Origin of the sequence: Tatumella sp. UCD-D_suzukii, from assembly GCF_000611875.2 — a bacterium.
Taxonomy (GTDB): Bacteria; Pseudomonadota; Gammaproteobacteria; order Enterobacterales; family Enterobacteriaceae; genus Tatumella; species Tatumella ptyseos.
The window spans coordinates 358,334-383,771 of record NZ_JFJX01000049.1; the positions used below are offsets into that span (position 1 = coordinate 358,334).

A 25,438-nucleotide genomic window follows, 5' to 3' on the forward strand; every position below is an offset into this window, starting at 1 on the left:
CCTGTCGCTGCTTTCAGAGAGTATCGCCGGTAAACAGACGATACCCGAGATCCACGGTTTCACTGCCCGCTGTTCGGCGACCTTCCAGCTGTGCAATCAGCAACCCGGTAGCGACCTGACCTGCTTCCAGCCTTGGTGTGATCACACTGGCGAGTTTTTGCTGATTTGCTGAACCGATATCCAGACCGTGGAAACCGGCAATCGCGATATCTTCAGGGACCCTGATCCGACGCGCCTGACACTCCAGCAATACGCCCATCGCCAGATCATCATTCGTACAAAATATTGCATCAGTTTGCGGATGCTGTGCGATGATTTGCTGAAATAACCGGCGACCTAACACCATCGAGGAGATTGCTCCGGGGACATAGTGATGCCCTGACAATCCATATTCCTGTAATGCCTGCGTCATCCCCTGATAGCGGCTGACATCACGCGGATCATCCATCGCACCGATGAAGGCCATCTGTTTTTTACCGCGCCTGATAAATTCACCGGTCATATCAAAAGCGGCTTGCCGGTTATCAAATCCGACCTGAATATCCAGTGGATCAGAAGTTATTTCCATCAGCTCAGCCACCGGAATACCGGATGTTTTCAGGTAATCTCTGGCTGTCTGAGTGTGCTGTGTACCGGTCAGCAGTAAACCATCAATATGGTAGGAGAGCAGAGTGATTATTTTTTCCTGTCCGGTCAGCGGATCATAGTTATCACTGGCAATAATTGTCTGATAACCATGCTTTTCTGCGACCTGCTGAATACCTTCCAGCACATCTGAAAAAATCTGATTCCGGAAAGACGGAATGATCACACCAAGCGTTTTGCTCCCCGCCCCCGACAGCATTTCCGGTAACCGGTTAGGAATATAATTATGCTGGCGCATCACTTCATCAATAGCACATCTGCTACGCTCTGAAACCTTAGACGGATCACGCATATAGCGGCTTACCGTCATTTTTGTCAGGCCTGCCAGGGTCGCGATATCCTGCAGGGACATACGGTTTCGTTTCATAACATTTCCTGTAAGTATTTTTTTCGCGGGTAGTCTACCTGTGAAATGCAGATACTGCCCGGATAACCCTGTCTGACGTAATGCGGGCCATCACCCGGAGACACAAGGCACAGTGACGTCTACGGTCAGTGATAAAGGCAGAGGCGGGATCGTTTACTGGCGGGAGCATCGCCTCCCGCCCGGACGGATTAAACTGACGCTAACATGCCGCCATCAACAAACAGGATATGGCCGTTCACAAAATCAGAAGCCGGCGCGGCAAGGAAGACAGCGGCTCCTTTCAGTTCTTCAGGTTTGCCCCAGCGGGCTGCAGGAGTCCGGTGGCATAGCCAGTCAGTGAACTGTTTATCATTGACCAGTGCCGATGTCATTTCTGAATCGAAATAACCCGGCGCAATACCGTTAACCTGAATATTATACCGGGCAAGTTCAACACACATGCCTTTAGTCAGCATTTTTACTGCACCTTTGGATGCGGCATACGGTGTAATATTGTCGCGGCCTAATTCGCTTTGCATGGAACAGATATTGATGATTTTTCCACGCTTACGCTCAATCATCCTGCGGGCAACCTGTTGAGACACCAGAAATACTGATTTCTGGTTAACATTCATTATGTTATCCCATTGTTCAACCGGAAAATCGGTGAAAGGTGTACGGAACTGAATGCCCGCATTATTAATCAGAATATCCAGCGGACCGGTACCCGTCTCTATCTGTTCAATTGCTTGCGCTACGGCTTGCGGGTCTGTGACATCAAATGCGCAGGCATGTGCCGTTATTCCTGCCTGCTGTAATTGCGTCACGGCGTGTTCGCAACGCTCCCTGTTGCGGCCATTGATAATGACTTCGGCACCATGCTCACCTAGTCCATAAGCCATTAGTAATCCCAGACCCTGGGTAGACCCGGTGATTAAGGCTCGCTTTCCGCTCAGGTTAAATAAGTTACTCATTTTCTGCCCCCATACCACTAACTGTTACGCGTAACTGTACGCGCAACAGCCCGGGGAATAAACGCTTTTCAGCCATTCTCACGAAGCTTTGAGAAGATATGTGATCCTTGTCAGATATTTGCCTCCTAATGTTCATCGATACTTATCTGTCTTACACACTGATGCACAGATAAAAATATCGCGGTAAAGAAAATGTAAGCTCCGGGCTTATACTGCCGGAATCAATTATTTCCCCCACGCCGGTTATAAAGGTAATGCCGTAAATTAGTTGCTAAAAATAAGTTATTATCCCAATTTCAACTACAGGAAGACACTATTAAATATCGTTACCCGCCTAATAGAGAAAACTGAAATATTCTTATTTTTAAATAATTTTTGCTGACTCTATAGAACAGAGGGCAAATAGCTGACATAATCCGATGATAATTCAAGCATGCCAGTGTTTAAAACCTCCATCCGACAGGATGAAAAATAGCCAAAGATAATACTCCGGTACGCTTATAACGTTTTACACTGACTTCGGAAAAATCAAGAAAACCAATTCCCTATAAAAATCAACAGAATAATATAAATATGGTGCTATATGAATAACAAGGAAGTCATTCGTTCCATTGCCATTATCGATACCTGTAACTATACCTGCATGGCAATTTCTTCTATATGCAGGCACATTTCTGACAATATTATCGTCTACACTTTTACTTCGGTAGAAGCACTACTAAATCATCGTTCAGTAAGGGATTTCGATTTCGTATTTTATGACATACTGACAACCTGTCCGATAGTTATCGACCCCGAAAATGATATTTTAAAGATAAAATCGGCAAATCCACATTGTAAGGTTTGTCTGCTCTCGGTGTTACACCAGTTTATGTATATTAAAAATGCTGACTTTGAACTGGATAAACGGCTTCCTCTGGACGACTTCAGTTTTTTTATTCGTATTCTCTGTCGTGACAATCAGGGAAAATGTAAAAGAAATTATAGCGTTATATTTCATAGCCGTCTGGATTTGACCAAAGAGCAGGTATCGCTATTACGCGGTTATCTTTATAACCTGAACACGAAAGAAATCGCTGAGCTCCTGCATTGTAATCTGAGGAAAGTTTATTTTTACCGGGAAGGGGCTATCAAAAAAGGACACCGGAACAAAAGCTTTTTCCGCGCTATCGGACGCCTGGTCAATCCCTGATGACATCACAGGAAAGCTCATGACACAGAGAGGTGCCTTGCAGATATCTTTTCCCGGAATATCGACTGTCTTCGGCAGACGATTATCTTAAATGCTATGCAGACACCGATAGGCCGGGAACTCAGCAGACATATTGATCCGTCCCTGCCCTGCCGACCTGTCTTCCCGGTTCCCGGTACTTACAGGATATTCCGGGAGTCAGAGGGCAGGTTATCTGAGTGAAAAGAGCTGACGCAAATAGGCCTGCCGGAGAATGCATAAACAGTTTCCCGGGTCAGGCTTGTGACACCGTACTGGCTATGGCCGTCAGTTACGCCTGCGTAACGCGTTTCAAATGTTCAGCCAGTGATCTCCCTGACCGGCCCGGGAACTCTGTTATCAGCGACTATCAGCATCATGCAGGACGTTACAATGCTGAGCATAAAAGGCAACGACGAGTAACCATTTTCCGGAATACAGTACTTCGCTGACTATTTTCCTGACTGTCTGAATCCGACTCATCCCTTCATTGTGTACAAAATCGGTCATTGTCACCGACGGAGTCAATAACTCAGGGATCACGACCCGTCCATACCGTTCATTATCTTCATCCAGCGCATCCGGGAAAATAATCAGTGTTCTCTGCCGGTCGCTGACTGAACGCCTGCACGGTCAGCTTCTTACCGTCAGGATAGTCACTGTGTACCCGCTAACATACAGCAAGGCAAATTTCGTCCCCTACGCCTGATGATGATTTATCGCTGCGGGGTACAACGGCGTTACACTGGCTATATCCTTATTTTCGGCCAGCCCGGGACCTACCGCTAACTGACTGCGCCATAATGCACAAGAAGAATAGTCGCTGCTTCAGTCGCCCTATGAAGGCGGGCTGACCATAACGTTCTTAATAGCGAATACAGTTTGATCAATGCCCGGCAATCCCTGGTATTGGGTCTGCGGGATCTCAGAACGGCATGGGTTGCCGTCAACCGTGTAACAGGTCATTATCCATGCTGAATAACGGAGAAAATAAATGAAGCAATTTATAATTAAGCATAATCTGGCGTTATTCAGTCTGGCGGCCATTGCCATACTGATCTACACACTGACTCACTGGCAGCTCATGCCTGTAACACAACGAATGTCAGGCCTGTTTATTTTCGGGATCACCTTACATTTGTGGGAAGAAGGCCGCTTCCCGGGGGGATTCACCGAAATGATTGCCAGTCAGCTAAATTTTAAAGGGGACGACCTGCATTTCGGGCAGATTATCACCTCCTGTTATGTCATCTTTATCGTCTTTATCCCGTTCTTCTTTCCGGGAGTTTTATTCCTGGCAATTGCTCCGATGCTGCTGGGTTTACTGGAAGTCATCGCCCATCTGCTGGCTATCCGGATGTCACCCACCCGGTATTACTCTCCGGGCCTGGTGACGGCCATTTTTGTCCTGATGCCGGTATCCCTCTCTACGCAGCACTACCTTGTGACCCATAGAGATCCGGCCTTTACTGACTGGTTATTCGCCTTTCTCTATATGGCGGCAGGCCTGCTGATTGCCCAGCGTATTGTTGTTTCTGCCAGCGGTATGTCGTACCGTGAATTCTTAATGAACGTCAAACGTCGTCTGTTCACCAGAGAGTAATGCTATACCGCAATGGCCTGTCCTTAATCATTTTCAGCAGTCCCGGTTCCGGGGGACTGCTGCTTTCAGATAAATCAACGGATACCGGCTATTGTCAGCGCTTACGGATATACCAGCGTAAAGAGTTAAAATAGAGCTCCGGAGACTTCAGAACTTTTCCCTCATCCACCAGCTGTAACAGGATGGCACGGGTCACATAAATACTGGTATCACAACGGTCTGAAATTTGCCGGGTTTTCGGCCAGTGCTGCAGCTCCGGTAGCGCCCCGCTGCCCCCGGATGACGAACCATTTTCCAGGCATAACTCTTCCAGAGCCTTCAGGATTTCGGTCTTTTTATTGCTGCGTGATTTCCTTTCACTATTCATAAAAACTCCGTGAAGATAATGAGTTAGTTTAATATTTTATAAACCAATAAATTTGAAAAAATTAATTCTCAGCCAGCGGGAAAACCTGACTTCAATCAGAGAATAATACCCGCAGGATAAAAGAAGAGTGATCCCAAAACTTATGCAGAGCAAATTAAAACGATGAGAAAAAACCTCAAAATAGTCGTTCCCGAAGAACCACGTAAATAATTCAATCACCGTAAAAATAACAGCCATATGCAACAGATAAAGTGAATAGGATATTTCACCTATAAAAAGTAAACAGCCGGAATAATTTATTCTTCTCACTTTACTGAGTTTCAGCCCGGATAAAAAAACCAGCAGACACGGCAAGGTCATTACACTGGTATGATTATTTCCGAGTTCCCCGAACGGTTTATATAACCAGCCGACGGCAGCAATGAAATAAATCACCGATGCCAGCATCATTAACCAATGCTGAATGCCTGCACGTACGGACATTTTCTGGTAGAGCATCGCAGTGATAATCCCTGCAAGAAAATCCATATTAATCGTATCGCTGATCATACAGAGATACTGCCAGTAAAACCGGGGATCCTTCTGCTGAAGGGACAGTATGTTCCCCCGTGGCAATAGCATAATACAAGCGATTAATATAATCACCAGAACGCCATACCGGTAGCGGGGTAACAATAGGCTCAGCGTAACCAGCAGATAAAAAAAAACTCGTAATTCAGCGTCCAGCCATTATCAAGCAACGGAAAACCATAGGACGGAGATCCTCCGCCATTTAAGGGGATGAACAACAGTGACTTCAGTGTATTTAATCCCAGCTCCGGTTGCGGAGAATAGTAATAAAAAAATACGGCATATCCTAATGTGATAAATGCATAGGCTGGAATAATCCGAAACCCCCGCCGCAGCAGATATGTCGTACTGCTGCGCCAGCCTGCGGGTAAATGGCGTGTTGTTGTCCATGCCAGAAATCCGCTGACCATAAAGAAAATATCTACCCCCAGATATCCCCTGCGTAAAAATGTCTGTCCCAGCGGGAAAGCAAACCAGCTGTAATGATAAATAATCACAGCCAGCGCCGCTATAGCACGATATATCTGGATCATTTCTATCTGTGTGTTATGACTTTTGCCGGGCATGACTGACCTCTGTCGGTTCTCAGACCAGGATAGCGGATAGTTTCAGATGAGCTACCGGGGCAGACTGACCAGATGTTCTGTCCAGCCTGCCTGCTCCGGTGATCACTAGAATGAGTAATTCAGGCCCGTGGCATAGTTAATGCTGGTATTTCCTCCACTACCGCTATTGAGATTAATGACTGCATGCACCCCGAGATTTTCAGACAGTGCAGAATTCATCCCCAGTCTGGCTTCCAGCCATTGAGAGGTCTTTTTTCCTGCATCATCACGGCGGAACGACGTCCCGGTACTCTTCAGTGCTGCGGTAATCCCGGATGTCGCCGAAATGTTTTCATGCCGATACGCAAGTTCAAGGTAAGGGTTAACCCGCAATCCGTTCGCTTCGATACGCCATCCACCGGTAAACTGACGGCGGTTAACATTCTGTCCGCCAAAACGCATTGAGGTACTGCTGTCTGCTTGTTCATGATAGCCATTGATACGCGCACGGTCATAGCTAAAGCCCAGCACCGGCCCCGTAGTCAGATAACGATTAAGCTGTAAATCATAGCCGGCTTTTACCGCAACACCGCTGAACCGTCCACGACTGTTACCTTTTTCGTTTCTCAGCGCACTCCCCAACTGGATCTGTCTCGTAATATTTTGGAAATTGACGCTGCCGCTGCTGAAATCCACATTTCCCCAGAGCCCGTTAGCCATTTTAAGCTGGCTGAATATCCCCATAATGGAACTGCTATAGCTATATTTGAACAGGGATGCTGACTGATAACGGTTATAGCCGGTACTGTACGTTCCCCCCACCAGGACGCCTTCCACTGGTTGTATGGCGAAACCCAGCAGCGCATTGCTGGCAAGACCATGCCCGTTGAACGAGGAAATATTGTCACGAACTCTGGCATACTTACCACTGTACCCGCCGAAGACTGTCACTTTTTCCCGACCGTCTAATGAACGGAGGGTCTGCAGTTGTCCATCCATATACAGGTGTCTGTCTGACTGAACATTCAGAACGCCCTGTTGCAGGCTGCTGACCAGCAAAGGGGCATCAATAATCGACATCATGTACCGGGCCAGAACTTCATGGGCCACCGGGCTTGGATGGAACCAGTCAGAAAAGAGATAAACCTGATCGTTATGAAAATTCGCCGTATCCTCATTACACCTCGGTGCCCCGGTGCCTATACCACAGATCGGGACCAGGATATTGTCGAAGCCATAGGTTTTCGGAGACTCGATAATCTCATTAAACAACTGATTAATATCTGCATAAACAATATTGCCGTTCAGTTGGGAAAGCCCCTGCTCAACATCATAATTAAACTGCTCGGTAAGCATATTTTCGGTGTTGAGGAACCAGCGGAAAATACTGGCCGTCAGCTCCCGCGGTACGGTGATCCCTTTACTGGCCAGTACCACCGATAACGAATCTATGACCGCAGACTGACGTGCCTCTTCCCCCTGGACAGAACCCAAAGAACGCAGGTAAGTATCCTGGAGGGTATACAGCTCGAATAAATCGAACAGGTTGCCGCCCAGAAAAGCCTGTGCAAAACCGAATAATGCCGTCCCGGTCCAGGGACTCATCCCTGCATTCGGGAGATTAGGTATCACCAGCATACCACTCCCGGCATCAAGCAATGTTTTGGCCTGACTCACTACATTTGCCGGCGCATCAGACAACTGATAATGTTCACCTTGTTTAAACAATGCGCCGAAATTCAGTCTCAGTATGGTACTCTCCACATCGACCGAGATATCATTTCCGCCAATCCATAAAACATACAATCCGTTAGCATCGGCCTTCTGTTGCTGACTTGCGAGATAATCATCAATTTGCCAGCCGGTTTTATAGATCAGCAGTGGGGTATAGCTGGCGGTTGAGCCTGACTGCGCGTAATTTGTTCCTCCCTGAGTATAAGTAAGAAGCTCCTGACCAGTATAAGTCTCAGAAATAATCTCTGAATAAAGCTTACTGGCATAACCGGAAATATAACGGGTATCATTTCCCGCAAATCCACCATCGCTGATACTGTCACCAAAGGTATATATTTTGTCAAAGCCCTTAGCAGGCAACGCACCGCACAGACAAGCAGAGACTATGGCTGCATGGAGTACATGTTTCATTAAACATCCTTATTTAAATAAAAAACATCCTGAATTAAACGTAATTATTACCAAATAATTAATTAATCAATGAGTGCTGAATTGTGAGAATTTTACCGTGACCAGAAAGCGTAATAACATCCAGGAATTGAGAATAAATATCCCCATAATATAATGCATAAAGAATAATAATTTTATTCCCTTCGTTGATGGGAGATTGTAACTCTATAGATAACTTCTCCGACTTTCCGATTAAATTAATAAGATAATCAGAGACTGCAATTACCCCAATGTAATTATGGGAGTGTTCGTGTAAAGAAACACCGGGATCAAAAATAGCATCAGGATGTCGGATAGTTTTCATCCCGAAGATATCAGAGTAGCTAAAACCGCCGGGTAACAGATTTTTATTCGCCTGAAGTGACGAAGAAAATGCCTTGATAGCATGATTATCATAAAAATTATAATAGCTTCCATCATCCAGTGACCAGCCGATGATTTTTTTGCTCTCTAAAATTAACTCATTCAGGCAACCCGATAAATAATATTGTCCGTTCACCGTTGCACCTTTCATAATGCAATTCTGTGCCGCCCGGGTAAAAAAGCTCCCTTTCCTGAAGTAATAAAACCCGGCTATCGCTTCACGACTGATGGTTCTCTTTTCTGCCACTTCCGTAACCTGGCCATCCGGTTGTTTTCTTATAAATGCCCATTTTGGGTGTAAAGAAGGAAATGTCAGCACACCGGCATCTGCCGATTGCGATCGGAAATGATCAATGATTTCACTAAGATCAGCACGAATATATTGATCGGCAGAAATAATGATCATTTCGTCTTCCGGATCGATTTTATCTATGGCCAGTAAACAACTACAGGCAGCCCCTCCCGTATTACCTTGTAAATGCAGTATTTCCCCCTGACCATGGCTGGCCACCGAGATCATTGGTGAGAGCTGATACTCATCATCTTTATCTTCAGGCAGCAGAAAAATGCGTCTGACATCCTCATGCAAGCTGCTGATAATTTCCTGTGAGTATTCGAATAACGTTTTATTATTTATCTCATTCAGGATCTTCGGATAAGAAAACTCAGAACTCATCTCGTACAGCGATTGTCCTCCCAGGGAGGTAATGACGGTGATCATCCTTTTTTCCCCTCAATTCTATCGATATATTGCCTGATATTGGTGTAATTCACGTCATTCACGCTCTCCACCTTCATGACCCGGGCACCGCTTTCTTTGGCTGCCCGAAGACCATTTTCATTGTCTTCAATCACCAGACACTGCTCAGGTAATAATCCAAGCCTGGAGATAGCTTTCTGATATATTTCCGGTGACGGCTTACCCTGAACCACATCCTGGTTAGAGAGAAAAAATTCCAGTTTATCCAGCAGGTTGGCTCTGCTCAGCATAATTTCTATGCTGTCACGGATAGAATTAGAGGCGACCGCCAGGCGATAACCTTCCTTACGTAATTCGGATAACGCAAATTCATGCTGGAAGACGGGTTTGCAGTGGCGAAACACGATATCCAGGGTATATTTCTGTTTTAGCTGATTAATGAAACCATGCAATGCTGTCGGGAACCCTTTTTCAGCCGTCAGGATAGCCAGTTTGTCGCGTGTAGGAAGGCCGTCAAATTTCGACAGGTGTTCATGCCGGGCTATCGCCATCCCGAACAGGGCTAATGCCTGATTCAGCGCTTCGTAATGCCAGTCTCTGGCATCAATCAGCACTCCGTCCATATCAAAAATGACCGCTTTGATGTTAGTGTTCACGAAAAACCTCCCGGGCCTGATCCGGTACATCGGTACATAGCATCAGAGCGTCCGTTACCGGCAATCCTCCCGCGACCTTGCGGAGCTGCTGCCAGTATTCTGCCGGGTCCCGCTGATGAAGTTCAGGAGAGACACAACAGACCGGCAAGCCCCTGACAATCAGTCGCTGTATCCTTTCCCCGTCACACTGGTCATTAATGAAATTATCCAGCCAAATCCCCTGGACCTGACTCAGCAAGGAATTTTCACACTCGAACTCGCTGAGCCTTGCAAACACATTCACTCCGGCGGAGATATAACTCAGCATGTCGGGTACCGACATATCAAAACAGAAATAGTTATGAACATTATATTCCCGTAAGAGATTTTTTAATGTCTCAGCCAGACCGTCACTTTTTATATTTAACGCTAAGGGTAGTAACGGATCATAACTTACAAATAATTCAAAAAAATCCCTCAGTAAAAGACATCCCTGGTGTGGAATATCATGAGAAATGACCAGTTCTCCGCAATAATCCCGGAGATCCGTTTCAGTGCCGAATCCGGCACTGAATGACTGACAAAAAGCCTGCAGACTATTTTTTTCTTCTGCTGTGGTCCAGAGCCCACGGTGTGACAAGATCTGCATATTCCCTCCGTTATACCTCTGCTTTGATGGGTAGACATTCAGCTCCGGCGACTGAACATCTTTATTGCCAGCCGCCGGATAAATGGAATATGCAGCGGGGTAAACTTAATCCATAAGATTGTTCGCAGGATAAATATCCACACTGAGTCTGCCTTTTGACTCAGGATTGATATACCTGCCTCTGCATTCGACGGTTGATGCTGTAACGCTACCCAGTCCGCGGTGGTATATACACTGGATAACCCTTTATTTTTATACACTTCACTGTATTTGTTCCACAAGAATCCCAAAGCCTCACTGGAGTAAGGGATGAAATTATTGATATAAAAATTTTCCGATGTTTTTTTAAGATGCTCCGACGTAAAACAGTTACCGGGAAACTCATTAACCCCGGTGACTTTTTCTATATATTTCACCCAGATATACTGTTCGGGAACATAGCGCATCAGACTAAAAATAGAAAAACAGAAACACACTTCAAATATTGATTCATCTGCAAGTGGAATATCAAAAAGATCTAATAAGTCCTGTTTATTCCCCGCCAACAGGATATCTCCCGGATGAAAAAGATAAGGCATATACCCTCTGACATTACGGGCAAAAAGATTGCCATTAATGATCCGCTGACGGAACAGGCTATAAGCCTGATCCCGTGGGTACACCTGGTCTTTCTCCTCCTCTTCGCAGAGTTGTAAAAAATAGGCGATATTCCTGTTGTAAAGCCTGGAATCTGTCCGTAATTTAACAACATGACTATGGGTAGCCCGACCAATCCCCTGCCGGGAAGAGACGATCATCCTGTTAATATTGGTTACCCAGCGCGTTTCCCGTTCCCGGTAAACCAGCGGTCCGGGGTCTTCACTTTCAATAATGACTACCTGTAGTGTTTTCAGCAGCTCCTGCAATTGCTGGCGTAACTGTGCGGACAGTTTCCAGGTAGACAGGATAATTTCATCTTTCGGAAAGTAATGCCGCGTGATAGCTATGTTTTCTATCACATCACAACAGAGTTTGTTTTTATGGATGACCGCTCCCTGAAAAATGATACTTAACAATCCCATCAACTATTCCTGAGAGCCTTTACCTTTCCTTTTAGCCACTTTTTCGATTTAATAAAAAATTCTGTTATGTTTACGCCTAACAATGCCATCGATAAATTAGTTAATAATACACCCTTCTCACCAAAATTATTAATTCTCAGATAGCTGGTGCTCATCGTAAAAAACGAACACAACTCATTTTTATAATCTTCATATCGTGCAGAGACAATAAAGATGGTGACAGACTCACACTGTGCAGATTTATCCATGATCAGTATTTTTACCAAAGTAATCAGATGCTCCCGATAAGTATCATATTCCTTATCATTACTGACCTTAACGAACAGCGTATATCTTCGCTTATCGGGCCTGATAGAAAAGTTCTTCGCCCGCTCCAGATCGAAGCCCATATGAATTACCTGGTACTCCGCTTCATCCATCGGCGGAATAGTCGATTGCGGGAATCCATTAAGCCACAGTCCATATTCCTCTTCAGTGATCCCTTCTACCTTCAGTTCCATTGCGTCCCCGTTCACATTGGTACGGTGTACTGTCGTTCAGTAACCTTGCCACCTCCATCACCGACATCGGAAAATAAGCTCCCCGGTAAAGGTATTTAAGGTAACATGCTGATATAAAATTACTTATACAAATCATCCTGCGCTTTTTGATAAACCAGTCATCATTATTCTTATAGAATGGCGAAAAAAACCAGGAATGGGATAGCTGATTATTTAGTATAAAGCATCCCAGCAGCATACTCTTTTTTGTCGCCGGACTGGCGGACGAATTCATTACACGGGTAACCCTCACCAGTTCATTCGGGGCCATATCCTCACATAAAATCCAGCGACTAAAGTCACGAAGAAATTCACTGGTTTCCTCAAGTCTGACTTTAATATCTTTGATCACTTTTTTTATCAGTAAAAAACGGCCCAATCCGTTCATCGCTGATGAAGAAATACAGAGCAATATTTCCTGTGAAGCACCGTATTTTTTCGCAAAATGATAAATAAAATTCCTCGCCTGTTCATCTGACAAACGGAACAACGGCTTTTTAGGAATAAAAGGCAACATTTCCAGGCGACAACGGCTCATTTTTTTGTTCCCCCGGTAATCTTTGACTGCAACATATCCGTAATAATGGATCACTGAACGGGCATTCATACTCTGCGTGATCGACCAGGGATTAATAATTGTCGGGATCCCTTCATAACTACAGCGAATTCCCTGTTCGATATCTTCATAATCATTCCAGTACAACTGCTCATTCTGCGGGGAGTGCTGCCAGACTGACTTTTTACAGATGTACAAACTGCCTGTCAGATAATCATGGCCAAACTGGCTTCTGGCCGGATGCTGATAACAATAAAACAACTTACTGATGAGAGATGTGTCTTTCTGAGTCACCGCGGTGATTGACAGTTCTTTCGTCAGATCCTGCTCTATCGTATTGAAATCAGAGTATTTCCTGGGCACCAGGTTATATTGATCGGTAAAATAAAACGACTGAAATCCGGTCATCGGATAGTCATCTCCGAAACGTTGCACCGCCTGATAAAAGTTCAGTGCCAGCAGAACACGATCATGCAGGATACAGAGATTCGGATACCTGGCTGACTCCACCAGCAGATTCTTTTTACGGGTAATATGTACTGGTGGTGCAGGAATATCCTGACCCACAATCTTTACCTGCTCAAAAAAACGAAAATCCGGGTGCGGTGTACCGCACAGAATGATCTCCTTTTCCGCAATATCCAGCTGCAGTATGCGTTCGACACAGGCATTAATAAATGTCGGCTCTTCCGGGCCAACCGGAATGCAGAAGCTCCATTGAGTGAGCCCTTTATCCCGCGAGGCTGCCAGAGGGCTGTTCTTCTGATACACACGAAAGCCTGATACGCTCTCCGGGCTCTCTGTAAATGCCTCACGATAGTAACCACGTTCCAGCAGTGTTTCGCACCTAATCTTCTCCCGGATATACAGCTTACCGCCTGCCGGCATCTGGTGAGTGATATCCCAAAGCATATGTGCATAAAAGGCTGAATCATTCTGTACGTTCACCAGTGCGACATTTTGAAGATCCGCGATAAAAAACCGCGAGCAACCATTGACGATATAGGTTTCATCTGCCGGCCGGTCAAGGCAGTCCGAAAAACTGATCACTGTCAGATTTTCTGTGTTATCCATGTCCAGAGATGCCAGGGTATAAGGCCGGCTTAGTGGCCGCGCCCCGAGTTTCCTGTCATGTACGTAGCGAATAATTTTCACGGGAAAAGTCACCCTGCTGCATTCTTATCAGAAGGTAATAGCCTGTCTGGCTACCGGTAACCGGGCAAAGTTTTGCAGATCTTCCGGCGTACCCAGTCCATACATGCCATCCATCTCAGTGCCTATATTCATAATGCCGATACGACAATCACTATTATGTTGCAGCAGGTAGTTGTATACAGGTGCGACATAAAACTCTCCGTGGCTAAGATCATTGTTACCCACCATTTGCCGGGCAAAATGACAGAAGTCCCGGCCACGCCGGTAGTTATAAATACCCACTGTCGCTTCATCAGAGACTACCTGCTTTTCGACGACCCGCTGCACCCACCCTTGCTCATTACATTGCACATAAGACCACTTGCTATCACTGGCCGTCATTGTCATTATCAGGCCATCGAGATGCCGCTCATCCATTTGTTTCAGATAATCATCAATGCAGATATCAACCCACTGATCTGAGTTAGCAATCATCAGTGGCTGGTCATTATCAATATAGGCATCTGCGGCTAATACAGTACAAGCCGCGCCCCCGCTAATTCCCTTTATAGGGACTATCACGGAGCCAGGTGCAATATTTTCCAGTAATGGAATCAACTTATACTCTGAGATATGTTCTTCCTGGCAAACAAAAATAAACCGATGCGCTCTGTGCGGACGAAGATTATTGACCACGACTTCGATCATTTTCTTGTCACCGAGGCGAATTAACGGTTTGGGTTCCCGATATCCGGCGACTGAAAAACGGCTACCCCGACCTGCCATGGGAATAATAATATTCATCATATCATTTCCTCTGCACTGTATTTATCATTATTGACGCCAGGAATTTTCACCACCGTGGTCACGGTATCCTCAACAGCATAAAAGTCGGTTACCTGCCCCGCCTCAATAGTGATAATATCTCCACGGTAATAATACTGACCTGACATTCTGACCGCGCCGGAAACGATAACAGTAATCTCTGTCGCAACTTTATGATAATGTGCATATTCCTGGTCACCTGCCTGATAATATTTTACAGCAACCTCCATATTGCTGGTTCGGAATACGGAAGGCTCAAAAGGACCGATAAACCATCCCCGGGTCATGTTCTCAATATTTTCTTTTTTCATAATGAAATTAAACAGCGTAATTATTTAATATTATTTATATGGAAATAATAGATTAATTCTGAGGAAGAGTTCATTTAAGACCCTTTAATTAAACAGACCTCATAGCTCACTCTCGACACATTAACTCTTAAAATATCCCAGTGGTTATTATTACTATAAGAAAAATCATCAATCACTCTGCCAGGAATATTTCAGCACCCTTACAGGATGAAATAATAGCCCGTCCTCCCCTACCATCTGGTTATAACTATCGCCAGACATAAGAATATACATTTTTAATTCCACCCAAAGCTTGAGGCGATGGTACTTTCTTTTTAATGCCATGTAAAACACAAAAAACAGCCTTAAAAACCATCAGTAAACACACACACAGCACAAACCACTAGCTACAGTTAGATTTTAGGTCTTTTATTTCATTTATTTTTTAAATTAACACTTAAAAGATCGTTTATTTATTTATCCGGAGTGTTTATTTTTGTTTTATTTATTAACACGGTAATTAAAAGCATTTGATTATTATAATCAGAGTCAACACTCTGAAACTTTCATCCGCCGTTAATAATTCACGCAGCTCAACCACATATGGAATTATTCTTAATAATAAGCATTAATTGAAAAGAGAAAATTAAAAATAAAAGTTCGGATGATCTTAGGAGGGAAATAGAATAAATCTAAGAAATGTAAGGCGTTAACACCGGCCACACAAGTGTGGCCGGTAAGATCAGAAATTATAATTGGCTCCCAGGTAATAACGACGTCCGTCAAGAGTCGCTGAATAGTTTTCATAGCTGATAGTTTTATCCAGCAGGTTATAAATCCCCGCGAGCAGTGATAATGATTCAGTCACAGAGTAATTAATACCAGTATCAACAAAACTATAAGAGGGCGTTCCTTCCGCCATACTTGTGCGGCTCAGATACTCCGACGTTCTGCTCCGGAAGTTTATCCGGCTCCATACGGACAGATCCCGGATTGCTTGCCAGTTCAGTGTCATATTAACCATATGTTTTGGCATTTTATTGAGTGGCTTGCCGGAAAACTGCCCGGTTTTCTGCTCAGAATCTGTATACGTATAGTTACCGGTCAGTTTCCAGCCTTCTGCGGGTTTCCATCCCAGAGTCGCCTCCGCACCACGCAGAGTCGCCTTATCCACATTGACACGGTCACTGACAAAATCGTAATGCGTACTGCCAATGGTACAGGCGGGGTCTGCACTACTATTGCACCGACGAACTTCGGTAATTTTATTTTTAAAATCGGTATTAAATAGCGTTAATCCGGCATTCAATTGATGACCGTTATCCCATAGCAGCGCTATTTCTTCGCTCAGGCTCTTCTCGGGTTTTAGATCAGGGTTACCGACAATAATTCCGTTTGACCGCCCTCCTCCGGTGGTCTGCCCCCAACTGGCGGAGGACTGACGCAGATCGGGTGAGCGATAACCCGCTGAAATACCGCCTTTTATTGTCCACTGGTCGTTCAGGTGCCAGACACCATAGCCTCGCGGGGTCCAGTGTGTTCCATAGTTCTGGTCTTTATCCATCCGCATTCCACCGGTCAGCGAAAAACTCCGGGTTATTGCCCACTCATCTTCCGCAAAAACAGCCCAGCTCCAGCGTGTCAGTTTATTCAGTCCCGCGGCCGCTTCTAACTGGTTTCCGTCATCATGGAGTTTTTCATAACCATACTGTCCGCCCAAAGTGATCGAATGCTCATCCAGCAGCCATTGGCCCTGAGTATTCAGTGTAGTGTTATAAGATTTCATTGCGCGGCCGGGATTATTAGTTTCCTCCCGTTGCAGATAGCTGCTGGTATTCAGCTCATCATAATATCCATGATGCGTCAGCGCATAAGTCGTGTGTTCATAACGGTTTTCACTGCGGCTGTTCGGCGTACATACGGTGCCCCGACAGCTCTCCACTGCCTGAGATTTTCCGGGAGTACTGTTTCTGTCCTGAAGCTCTCTGGCAATATCCACACTCATACGGTTTCTGTCATCAGGTGTCAGGGTGAGCGTCGCGGCACCATTGCGCATCCGCTGCTCGTTATAGCCATTGACTACCCTGTCTTCCTGACGTCGGGAGAGTAACCCGCTGAGTTTCATATCCAGCAGCCCGTCAATCAACGGGCCGGAAACATAGGCATCCGTCTGATAAAGATCTCCGGAGCGACGATGTTCCTGAAAAGTGGCTTCCGAATGCAGTGATCCCAGCCAGTTACCACGGTTATAGGTTTTTTGGGTGATCACATTAATGACCCCTCCCATCGCATCCGAACCATACAGGGAAGACATGGGGCCGCGGATCACTTCTATCCGTTCTATAGATCCCAGAGGAGGTAACCAGCCCTGCTCAATACCGGCATTATCACTATTTGGCCGGGTTCCCCGCGTACTCACCCGCCGACCATCGACCAGGATAAGAGTGTACTGAGAGGACATTCCGCGGATACTGATATCGCTGCTGCTCCCCCCGCCGGTGACGACCACGCCAGGGACATCTTTCAGCGCATCGGTAATATCGCGGTAGGCTTTGTCTTCGATTTGTTCTCTGGTAACCACAGAGATGGAGGCCGGTGCGTTCTGAATTTTTTGTTCAAAACCCGTCGCAGTGACCACCAGTGTTTCTTTATCGGTAGCATCCGCCATTCCGGGGAAAAAGGCCGTTGTCAGTATCACTGCGAACGGTTTTACGCGAAGTATTCTCATTATCATCGATTCCATTTGTTGATCAAAATGCTTCACCCTCGCCGATGACTGCAAACAGAATGCTCCATGTAACATTTTATTACACCGGCAGATGTTTCCTATTGTACGAACAAACCAATAAATGTAAATAATAATGAGAATTAGTATCGTTATCACAAGCAGAGATCAACTTCCCTTTATTCTTCTTCTGTATGCTCCCATATCAGAAACGACCTCCGCTCCGGATATCCCCGGGGAGCGCGCACATTTACTACCCCGCCAGCGATATACTGATAGCGGGTTAACTTAAATAAATTATTTAATATCGCTAATTTCAGACGGGGTTCTGCCACAGAGAGCAAATGTCCGGAACAAACCCGTGGGCACCGGGTGACCGGATATGCCCCGCCTTAGCGGGCCACGGGAAGATCGGTGTAGCGGGTGGTATAACAGGGAGAAAGCATATCGCGTTTCATTACCCAGAGTTGTTCGACGCCCTGGCCGGCAAACCACAATTGCCCTTTTCCACTCTGATTAACGCCATCAATGACCCTCATCAGTGATTCACTGTTAGCCTGAGGCTTATCGTCATCAAACAAATTGAGCTGCGAGACTCCCTGGCTGAAAAAATCCCCCAGCATGACACCCGCCTTCATATACCGTGGCCCGTCCTGCCAGATACGGTCCAGTACTTTCATCGCAATGCGGATAATATCTCTGCTATCGTTGGTGGGGGTTTGCAGATTGCCCGTGGCCTGGTTCGCGTAAAATATCTCTCCCTGTGCATGCGGGCTGGTACGCAGAAATACCGTCACCTGACGACAATATTGTCTTTCTCCACGTAATCTTTCCGCAGCCCGTACAGCATAATTACATATGGCCTCACGCATCGCCGTATATTCAGAGATCCGTGTAGAAAACGAACGGGAACAGACAATTTGTTGTTTCACCGGAGCAAATTCTTCCAGTTCAAGACAAGGTTCGCCCCGCAGTTCCCTCACCGTCCGTTCCAGTACCACATTAAAATGTTTGCGAATGACCCATGTGCTCTGTTCCGATAAATCTTTTGCCGTGAGGATACCCATCCTGTTCAGTTTCTGGCTGATGCGCCGCCCCACTCCCCAGACTTCCGCCACCGGAGTCAGGGCCATCAATTTACGCTGACGCTCGACATTTGACAGATCAACGACTCCGTCGGTTTTTCGCCAGGTTTTAGCCGCATGATTGGCGAGCTTGGCTAATGTCTTCGTCGGGGCTATCCCGACCCCTACGGTAAGATGGGTATCACGTAGCACCCGCTCCCGGACTTCCCGGCCAAAGGCTTCCGGATTCCGGCAATGACGAATGCCGGTGAGATCCATAAATGCTTCATCAATGGAATAAATTTCTACTGCCGGTGCCAGTGCTTCCAGCGTACTCATCACGCGGTGACTCATATCTGCGTATAAGGCATAGTTTGAGCTGAACACACTGACCCGATGCTCGCGAAAAAGTTTTTTCAGCCGGAAATAGGGTTCCCCCATACTGATATTCAGTTTTTTAGCTTCCGCTGAACGCGCGATAACACAACCATCGTTATTGCTCAGCACAACCACCGGCGTCCCTTTTAAATCCGGGCGGAATACGGTTTCGCACGATGCATAAAATGAGTTCACATCTACCAGCGCAAACATTACTGCCCCAGCGTTTTGACTACGTGTTTTACTACACCGAAAATTTCAAACTGATCAGCATCAGAAATCGTTATCACTGAATGGGTGATATTCATCGGCCTCAGATGCAGTGAAGGTCTCAGCATCAGTTGCTTGACGGTAAATTCCCCCGTCACTGCGGCCACCACAATATCCCCATGCCCTGCCTTAAGTGAGCTGTCGACAATCAGCATATCGCCGTCATCGATCCCGCCTTCAATCATGGAGTCACCACTGACCCGGACAAAATAGGTAGCACCGGGATGCCGTATCAATAACTGATTAAGATCGATACGCTGTTCAACATAATCCTGTGCAGGTGACGGGAAACCGCAAGGGACACGACTGATAAAAAAAGGCAGATCCTGCATGGCATGGATCTCTGCAGGCAGATAGAACTTCATGATCGGTTTCTCAGATTTTTACTGTATAAATATACAGTAATACTAACGGAGTGTTTTGATCAAGATGACTCGTCATTATTTTTTGTAAACTCATTGTCCGGGAAGGAATTTTATTATTTTCGGCAGACTGCGCAGGTCAGTGGCAGCGAACATCTTACCGATCATGCAGACTTTCACGCCTGCCGATCACAATGTTCTAAACAGACAGTTGAGCAAAGACAATAAACAATAATATTTTTACTGCCACTGTTCCTGTCCCGGACACCGTGTAATGTGAAGCGTAAACCGGACTTTGACGCGCCGGTTGCTAAAGGCCGTGAGCAGGAAATACGTTCCGGTTCATGAACGATACCGGTATAAGAAATACTTTGCAGATAGCGCAGGCTTCTTCTGCCGCTGAAAATTCAGTAATACTGCTGCGATATATGAAGCGGGCCGTTGTAATCGTGTATTTTCCCGCTCCCGGTTTTAAAACAGAGGGGGTACAGTAATTATCATCGGTGGGGATCTTAGTAAGGGCTAATTCTGGCCCACTATTTGGCGGGAATTTAATAAATCCCCGTTAAATTAAGAAGGTTCACGTCGGTAATAATAACTTTTTACTCAAATCCTCCCAGTGCTCAACAAATGCATCACGGGCAATATCGAACACACGCGTTTCAAGGCAACGTATAAGATGCTCATGTTCAGCCACTAATTCTTTTGAATTCTCGTAGAAGGCATTACGCTGAACCATGAGTAACTCAATCTCACCCTCCAAAACGCTATAACTTTTTTGTAACCTGGGACTCAAACTGGCATCGATAATCGCACGATGAAAGGCTCTATCGGCTGCACTCAGGTAAGCCGATGATGCACCCGCAGGAGCCGCACGCATAACTTCAATAGCATCAAGAGCACCTTTAGGGATCAATCCACTGTAGGTAATCATGCGTACCGCTTCGCCTTCTAAAACCCCGCGAAGCCGCGTCACATCAACAATATCGTTAGGGCCGAATTTTGGTACACAGAACCCTCTGTTCACAATTTGTACCAGCAGTCCCTGGCTGACTAGAATCTGAGCCGCACTTCTGAATGTCGTTCTGGATACCCCATGCTCTTCTGCCATACGGATGTCACGCAAAAATGAGCCAGGTTCGAACTCACCATGCAGGATCCGCTGTCGTATCGTTAAGACAAGTGATTCTAAAGTGGTGGATTTGCTTTCTTCAGAAGACAAAGGTGATTGCAGATGATTTTCCATGATATAACTACATGTTAATGTTGATGATTGCTTAAAAAGAAAACACACTGTGCATTCTGTAGTAAGAAAATAGCAAAAGATTTCAGCAAAAGTTAACCGCCCGGTGACGACTTCCTTTCCGATAACTGTCTGACCATTCCTTTTCAGACAGCCCCGATATATAAGCAGACCCGAAGCACATTACCATACATTTCGCTGATTACAGAATTATCAGGGGGCCGGACATGGGTAATGACCGGTACCCTGATAAGGCTCTCACGTATTCAGAGTAACTCTTTTGCAATATCAGAGAAGGTCTCAAGAAAACGTGTTACGTCAGATGAATTGAAGACTAACGGAGGACGAATTTTAAGGACATTTCCATCCCCCCCACAGCTGCGAATAAGGATCCTTCTTTCGCGTAATTCATCAATGAATTTTTCAGTGCGTAGTTTATCCGGTGATCCGGAATCCCGATCAGCAACGATTTCAACACCGGTATATAATCCGACCCCTCTGATATCAGATACATGAGGAGAATTCTTAACGATCTCGTGCAGCCCCTTACGCAGCGCATTCCCCTGGACTATGGCATTTTCCAACAGATTCTCGCTGCTGATCACATCGAGAACAGCCGCACCCGCCGCGATGGGGAGCTGGCTGGCAGCAAAGGTATTGAAATACCTGCAATTCTGACCAAACTCGTACGCAACCTCGGGGCGGAAAACAGTACCCGATAGCGGTAATCCATTGCCCATCGGTTTACCCAGTGTGACGATATCCGGAATAATACCATGACGCTGAAACCCCCACATGGCATCCCCGCAACGGCCGAATCCTGACTGTACTTCATCTGCGATATAAAGCCCCCCGGCGGCATGAACCTCTTCAATCATGGGTTTCAGATAGCTCGTCGGGTCAGCAAAAATTCCGTCACTAGTGAACAGGGAGTCTGCCACAAATGCTGCCAGCCCAAAGCCATGCCGGGCAAGTTCAGAGATCCCTCGCTTAATCTCCTTCCTCATATACTCATCAATGGAAAGCCCTTCGGCAGCAGCGACACGAGGATCAGGGGCTTCAATAAGAACAACATTGGGTCCGATAGGCGATGTCGGCCCCAGACCAGGAGAAAAGGAAGCGACTTCACTGGTAATGCCATGATAGGCATTACGGGTAACTATAATCCCCTGATTACGGGTGTAGAATTTCGCGACGCGAATGGCCAGATCGTTAGCTTCCGATCCTGAACAGCCGAATGTTACACGGGAGAGTTCCTCCGGGAAGGTAGCGACCAGACGTTCTGCATAGTCAACCAGGCTTTCCTGTACATATCGGTTATTGGTGTTGAGTTTCTTAATCTGTGAAGTGATGGCTTCGACAACATGCGGATGCGAGTGACCCACGCATGCCACATTGTTATACGCATCAAGAAAGTCATTTCCTTCGCGATCAAACAGATGAGCTCCCCGCCCTTCCACAAATTCAACCGGGTTACGATAGATGAGTGAATATCCCGGCCCCAGAATACTCATTCGCCGTTCCACGATAGAACGCAAGCGTGGCTCAAGGTTATCCATCCGGGAGGGATCAAATTTATTGGGATAAACTTCAAGTGCCCGGCTTACTTTTGTGTCGTACTTAGGAGTTGTCATTGGTCATTGCTCCGGTCAGAAAGATGACGTTGCAGATAGGTGATGGATGCGCGCCTGCACATCTGAAACGGGCGTCGCCAGCGCCATCGCGAGGTTGTCCCGGTCATGTTTTGCATGAGATTCAATATATTCCCGGCGGTCAGGGAGACGTTGTGCTCTCCATTGAGAAACCACCGCACGTAATGCCAGACGAGCAGTAGCCGCATCAGCAATGAGTACCGCATGCGCTGGTGACATTTGATAGCTCGACAGATATCCCCGCAGATAAGCCAGGGGAGCCCCCCAGGGGTCATCAGCCCATTTGCCCAGGAGATTACATACGCTTACGGCGGGTTCAAATATCACACACGTCCGAACTGCGTCACCAAAATCAATTATTCCACTGACAAAATCCGCCGACTCTGCAGAGACTAAGACGTTGTAAGGGCTGAAATCCCCATGTATTACCTGGGTTTCAAGTTCTCCCATCAGAGGGACCACATTGCGTGTAAACCGCTCAAAAGCTTCAGCGGCTAATGCCCGAAGATTTTCATCTGTTAATTCTTCCTGCAGAATTTCCAGCGTTGGAACATTTGCAAGATCCCATACCAAAGGATGCAAATCATGTTGATGAGCAAATCCCCGCAATGCCATATCAATCTCACCGGCAGCGCGCCCTGTTAAGATAAGCTGCTCCTCGTCAACCGGAACAGTTGCCATAATGTCACCGGAGATATAGGTCAATACTCGTAAATAACGAACAGATTTTGTTTGAATTGGAACAATGCTCTCGCCATCCAGGGTGGTAATAACATTCTGCACTTCCCAGGCCGAAGTGTGGTTATTAAGCCATTCCATTACGGCCGACTGCATTTCCACGACTCCACGTGATTCGCCGGATGATGATATTTTTACGAGGCGATGACCCCCGTCGCAAGTCAGAATAAAACTGTCATCTTTTTCAGTAGGTAACCGTCTTAATTCACCCTCCAGTCCGTATCTGATATTTAAGATATTTTTTACCAGAGCCGGAGATATTTCATCCTTTCCATTCACCAGACCACTTTCATCAAGAAGGCTGAGTGCAGCTGAGAGCCTGGATTTTTTGATTGCATCATTGGTTATCATAGTTTCTCTGCTTTTGATTTTTTAAACATAAAAAAATATGCCCTTTCTCACAGAGGACAGCACTCAAAATTCTGACTTAAGCGATCAAAAATCAGCTCCCCGCCAGGAGACAACACCACACAAATTGTCCATCAGTTTGCAGAGTCAAAATAAACATAACACCCGCCACCGCGAAAAAGCAAGATGTCATTACCTTATTTTGTTGGACAATTTAAGGAGGGAGAGAAAAGTGCATGGTAATCACTTTTATGGTGCGTAACTTACCGATAATGGTTCAAAAAAACATGATTTTGTGCATTTCTGCCACATAATAGTGCACTGCCTTATCGTGTTATCCCGATACATTTTTGTCGGACAATCCGGAGTTTGTTTATTGATGTCAGTAAATTATTATATGAACGCTACTTAGTCGCTTTTGATGCAATAGGTTTCCCAGCTATCATTAATTGTACGCAGCATTTTTGATAAATGCAGGGGCAGGATGAGTCCATTTTTATTTTCTGTTTGGGTGGTTTTGGTCTTCGAAAAATTAAAACCGGCAGGCTATTAAATGTAGTATTCCCATGAATAACGATAAAAACACAATACGAAATCCTGAGTTAACTATCAGAAATATTTTAACTTTATAGATGGCCTCCGTTATCCGTCTCAGTCGTTACCAGGGAAAAAAGAACATTCCCTGGCCTTCATCACTGACAATACCGGGTCCCAAATATCCGCCATCCTCCGGATACAACACAAACTCCGGATGCCCCGGAGCAATCTGCAACAAAAGGGGATCAGGCACAGTATGATGTTCATCAAGCTGCCAGAGTACGGTATGAGTGGATTGATCCTACCCGCACAATGTGGACACGGCGCTAAGCGAGGGTCTGGTTTTCAAACTGTTCCGGGCTGATACCGCCACAGGCACTGTGACGACGCCACCGATTGTAATCACACTCGATATAATTAAACACGGTCGTTCGCATTATTTCACGGCTGATAAAGCGTTCTCCGTAGATACATTCGACTTTCAGCGAGTAGAAGAAACTTTCCGCACAGGCATTGTCGTAACAGCATCCTCTGGCGCTCATGCTGCCACGCAGATTATGTCGTTTCAGCAGTGCCTGATAATCCGCCGAACAGTACTGGCCACCGCGGTCAGTATGAACGATAACATTTTCCGGACGTTTACGCCGCCAGAGTGCCATCTGTAACGCATCACATGCCAGCTGTGCCGTCATACGCTCTGACATTGACCAGCCTATAACTGACCGCGACCACAGGTCAATCACCACCGCGAGGTACAGCCAGCCCTCGTCTGTGCGAAGATACGTGATGTCTCCTGCCCACTTCTGATTCGGGCCACTCGCGTAAAAATCCTGTTTCAGCAGATTTTCAGACACAGGAAGGTCATGTTCTCTGTAGCTGACCGGGCTGAAATTCCGGGCAGCCTTTGCACGAAGTCCCTGACGTC

At 46.1% G+C, this 25,438-nt stretch carries 24 protein-coding genes; 2 read left to right on the forward strand and 22 right to left on the reverse strand.

The window, feature by feature from the left end; all coding sequences use genetic code 11:
• Positions 1-13: 13 nt before the first annotated feature.
• Both CG67_RS09820 and idnO read right to left on the reverse strand, forming a co-directional pair.
• Positions 14-1,012 (reverse strand): LacI family DNA-binding transcriptional regulator, encoded by a 999-nt coding sequence (locus CG67_RS09820; protein ID WP_025902776.1) that lies wholly within the window; start codon positions 1,010-1,012, stop codon positions 14-16.
• Positions 1,013-1,200: 188 nt separating this feature from the next.
• The gene (gene idnO, locus CG67_RS09825; protein WP_025902777.1) at positions 1,201-1,965 is read right to left on the reverse strand and encodes a gluconate 5-dehydrogenase; all 765 of its coding nucleotides are present in this window, start codon (positions 1,963-1,965) and stop codon (positions 1,201-1,203) included.
• Positions 1,966-2,548: 583 nt separating this feature from the next.
• On the opposite strand from idnO, the gene CG67_RS18095 reads away from it, so the two are divergent.
• Both CG67_RS18095 and CG67_RS09835 read left to right on the forward strand, forming a co-directional pair.
• Complete coding sequence (locus CG67_RS18095; protein WP_152975052.1) at positions 2,549-3,157, forward strand: hypothetical protein; 609 nt, start codon at positions 2,549-2,551, stop codon at positions 3,155-3,157.
• Between the two features lie 1,012 nt (positions 3,158-4,169).
• Positions 4,170-4,778 (forward strand): HXXEE domain-containing protein, encoded by a 609-nt coding sequence (locus CG67_RS09835; protein WP_025902779.1) that lies wholly within the window; start codon positions 4,170-4,172, stop codon positions 4,776-4,778.
• A 94-nt stretch (positions 4,779-4,872) separates the two neighbouring features.
• Here the strand turns inward: CG67_RS09835 and CG67_RS09840 are convergent, their stop codons facing one another.
• The 20 genes from CG67_RS09840 to CG67_RS09930 all read right to left on the reverse strand — a co-directional run.
• The gene (locus CG67_RS09840; RefSeq protein ID WP_025902780.1) at positions 4,873-5,145 is read right to left on the reverse strand and encodes a hypothetical protein; all 273 of its coding nucleotides are present in this window, start codon (positions 5,143-5,145) and stop codon (positions 4,873-4,875) included.
• A gap of 36 nt (positions 5,146-5,181) precedes the next feature.
• Complete coding sequence (locus tag CG67_RS09845; protein WP_145959562.1) at positions 5,182-5,790, reverse strand: acyltransferase; 609 nt, start codon at positions 5,788-5,790, stop codon at positions 5,182-5,184.
• A gap of 35 nt (positions 5,791-5,825) precedes the next feature.
• Positions 5,826-6,281 (reverse strand): acyltransferase, encoded by a 456-nt coding sequence (locus CG67_RS09850; protein WP_025902782.1) that lies wholly within the window; start codon positions 6,279-6,281, stop codon positions 5,826-5,828.
• A gap of 105 nt (positions 6,282-6,386) precedes the next feature.
• On the reverse strand, positions 6,387-8,405 hold the full coding sequence (locus tag CG67_RS09855; RefSeq protein ID WP_025902783.1) for an autotransporter domain-containing protein: 2,019 nt from the start codon (positions 8,403-8,405) through the stop codon (positions 6,387-6,389).
• 58 nt (positions 8,406-8,463) lie between these two features.
• Positions 8,464-9,528, reverse strand: a complete 1,065-nt coding sequence (locus CG67_RS09860; protein ID WP_025902784.1) for a sugar phosphate nucleotidyltransferase — start codon at positions 9,526-9,528, stop codon at positions 8,464-8,466.
• A complete protein-coding gene (locus CG67_RS09865) occupies positions 9,525-10,163 on the reverse strand; it encodes an HAD family phosphatase (protein WP_025902785.1) in 639 nt (212 codons plus the stop codon). The genes CG67_RS09860 and CG67_RS09865 overlap by 4 nt, the downstream gene beginning before the upstream one ends.
• Positions 10,153-10,791 (reverse strand): hypothetical protein, encoded by a 639-nt coding sequence (locus CG67_RS09870; RefSeq protein ID WP_025902786.1) that lies wholly within the window; start codon positions 10,789-10,791, stop codon positions 10,153-10,155. Before CG67_RS09870 ends, CG67_RS09865 begins: the two co-directional genes overlap by 11 nt.
• A 38-nt stretch (positions 10,792-10,829) precedes the next feature.
• Positions 10,830-11,852 (reverse strand): WavE lipopolysaccharide synthesis family protein, encoded by a 1,023-nt coding sequence (locus CG67_RS09875; protein ID WP_025902787.1) that lies wholly within the window; start codon positions 11,850-11,852, stop codon positions 10,830-10,832.
• On the reverse strand, positions 11,852-12,352 hold the full coding sequence (locus tag CG67_RS09880; protein WP_025902788.1) for a hypothetical protein: 501 nt from the start codon (positions 12,350-12,352) through the stop codon (positions 11,852-11,854). Before CG67_RS09880 ends, CG67_RS09875 begins: the two co-directional genes overlap by 1 nt.
• Positions 12,324-14,102: a hypothetical protein gene (locus tag CG67_RS09885; RefSeq protein ID WP_025902789.1), complete on the reverse strand. Its 1,779-nt coding sequence runs from the start codon at positions 14,100-14,102 to the stop codon at positions 12,324-12,326. The genes CG67_RS09880 and CG67_RS09885 overlap by 29 nt, the downstream gene beginning before the upstream one ends.
• 27 nt (positions 14,103-14,129) lie before the next feature.
• Complete coding sequence (locus CG67_RS09890; protein ID WP_025902790.1) at positions 14,130-14,888, reverse strand: glycosyltransferase family 2 protein; 759 nt, start codon at positions 14,886-14,888, stop codon at positions 14,130-14,132.
• Positions 14,885-15,217: a hypothetical protein gene (locus CG67_RS09895; protein ID WP_025902791.1), complete on the reverse strand. Its 333-nt coding sequence runs from the start codon at positions 15,215-15,217 to the stop codon at positions 14,885-14,887. The genes CG67_RS09890 and CG67_RS09895 overlap by 4 nt, the downstream gene beginning before the upstream one ends.
• A gap of 721 nt (positions 15,218-15,938) precedes the next feature.
• Entirely contained in the window at positions 15,939-17,924 is a 1,986-nt protein-coding gene (locus CG67_RS09900) for a ligand-gated channel protein (RefSeq protein ID WP_025902792.1), read from the reverse strand.
• Positions 17,925-18,313: 389 nt separating this feature from the next.
• Positions 18,314-19,576: a translesion error-prone DNA polymerase V subunit UmuC gene (umuC, locus tag CG67_RS09905; RefSeq protein ID WP_025902793.1), complete on the reverse strand. Its 1,263-nt coding sequence runs from the start codon at positions 19,574-19,576 to the stop codon at positions 18,314-18,316.
• Positions 19,576-19,998, reverse strand: coding sequence for a translesion error-prone DNA polymerase V autoproteolytic subunit (gene umuD, locus CG67_RS09910; protein ID WP_025902794.1), 423 nt, complete (start codon positions 19,996-19,998; stop codon positions 19,576-19,578). Before umuD ends, umuC begins: the two co-directional genes overlap by 1 nt.
• Positions 19,999-20,575: 577 nt before the next feature.
• Complete coding sequence (locus tag CG67_RS09915) at positions 20,576-21,241, reverse strand: GntR family transcriptional regulator (protein ID WP_029990000.1); 666 nt, start codon at positions 21,239-21,241, stop codon at positions 20,576-20,578.
• 263 nt (positions 21,242-21,504) lie between these two features.
• Positions 21,505-22,872, reverse strand: a complete 1,368-nt coding sequence (locus CG67_RS09920) for an aspartate aminotransferase family protein (RefSeq protein WP_025902796.1) — start codon at positions 22,870-22,872, stop codon at positions 21,505-21,507.
• A 15-nt stretch (positions 22,873-22,887) separates the two neighbouring features.
• Positions 22,888-23,979: a phosphotransferase gene (locus CG67_RS09925; RefSeq protein WP_025902797.1), complete on the reverse strand. Its 1,092-nt coding sequence runs from the start codon at positions 23,977-23,979 to the stop codon at positions 22,888-22,890.
• Between the two features lie 655 nt (positions 23,980-24,634).
• Entirely contained in the window at positions 24,635-24,766 is a 132-nt protein-coding gene (locus tag CG67_RS18670) for a hypothetical protein (RefSeq protein ID WP_256360149.1), read from the reverse strand.
• 73 nt (positions 24,767-24,839) lie between these two features.
• The coding region (locus tag CG67_RS09930) for an IS3 family transposase (RefSeq protein ID WP_025902798.1) at positions 24,840-25,438 on the reverse strand (599 nt) is incomplete at its 5' end.

Coding starts and splice junctions, on each gene's coding strand:
- CG67_RS09820 (WP_025902776.1), bottom strand. CDS start 1,012: ATGAAACGAAACCGTATGTCCCTGCAGGATATCGCGACCCTGGCAGGC.
- idnO (WP_025902777.1), bottom strand. CDS start 1,965: ATGAGTAACTTATTTAACCTGAGCGGAAAGCGAGCCTTAATCACCGGG.
- CG67_RS18095 (WP_152975052.1), top strand. CDS start 2,549: ATGAATAACAAGGAAGTCATTCGTTCCATTGCCATTATCGATACCTGT.
- CG67_RS09835 (WP_025902779.1), top strand. CDS start 4,170: ATGAAGCAATTTATAATTAAGCATAATCTGGCGTTATTCAGTCTGGCG.
- CG67_RS09840 (WP_025902780.1), bottom strand. CDS start 5,145: ATGAATAGTGAAAGGAAATCACGCAGCAATAAAAAGACCGAAATCCTG.
- CG67_RS09850 (WP_025902782.1), bottom strand. CDS start 6,281: ATGCCCGGCAAAAGTCATAACACACAGATAGAAATGATCCAGATATAT.
- CG67_RS09855 (WP_025902783.1), bottom strand. CDS start 8,405: ATGAAACATGTACTCCATGCAGCCATAGTCTCTGCTTGTCTGTGCGGT.
- CG67_RS09860 (WP_025902784.1), bottom strand. CDS start 9,528: ATGATCACCGTCATTACCTCCCTGGGAGGACAATCGCTGTACGAGATG.
- CG67_RS09870 (WP_025902786.1), bottom strand. CDS start 10,791: ATGCAGATCTTGTCACACCGTGGGCTCTGGACCACAGCAGAAGAAAAA.
- CG67_RS09875 (WP_025902787.1), bottom strand. CDS start 11,852: ATGGGATTGTTAAGTATCATTTTTCAGGGAGCGGTCATCCATAAAAAC.
- CG67_RS09880 (WP_025902788.1), bottom strand. CDS start 12,352: ATGGAACTGAAGGTAGAAGGGATCACTGAAGAGGAATATGGACTGTGG.
- CG67_RS09890 (WP_025902790.1), bottom strand. CDS start 14,888: ATGATGAATATTATTATTCCCATGGCAGGTCGGGGTAGCCGTTTTTCA.
- CG67_RS09895 (WP_025902791.1), bottom strand. CDS start 15,217: ATGAAAAAAGAAAATATTGAGAACATGACCCGGGGATGGTTTATCGGT.
- CG67_RS09900 (WP_025902792.1), bottom strand. CDS start 17,924: ATGAGAATACTTCGCGTAAAACCGTTCGCAGTGATACTGACAACGGCC.
- umuC (WP_025902793.1), bottom strand. CDS start 19,576: ATGTTTGCGCTGGTAGATGTGAACTCATTTTATGCATCGTGCGAAACC.
- umuD (WP_025902794.1), bottom strand. CDS start 19,998: ATGAAGTTCTATCTGCCTGCAGAGATCCATGCCATGCAGGATCTGCCT.
- CG67_RS09915 (WP_029990000.1), bottom strand. CDS start 21,241: ATGGAAAATCATCTGCAATCACCTTTGTCTTCTGAAGAAAGCAAATCC.
- CG67_RS09920 (WP_025902796.1), bottom strand. CDS start 22,872: ATGACAACTCCTAAGTACGACACAAAAGTAAGCCGGGCACTTGAAGTT.
- CG67_RS09925 (WP_025902797.1), bottom strand. CDS start 23,979: ATGATAACCAATGATGCAATCAAAAAATCCAGGCTCTCAGCTGCACTC.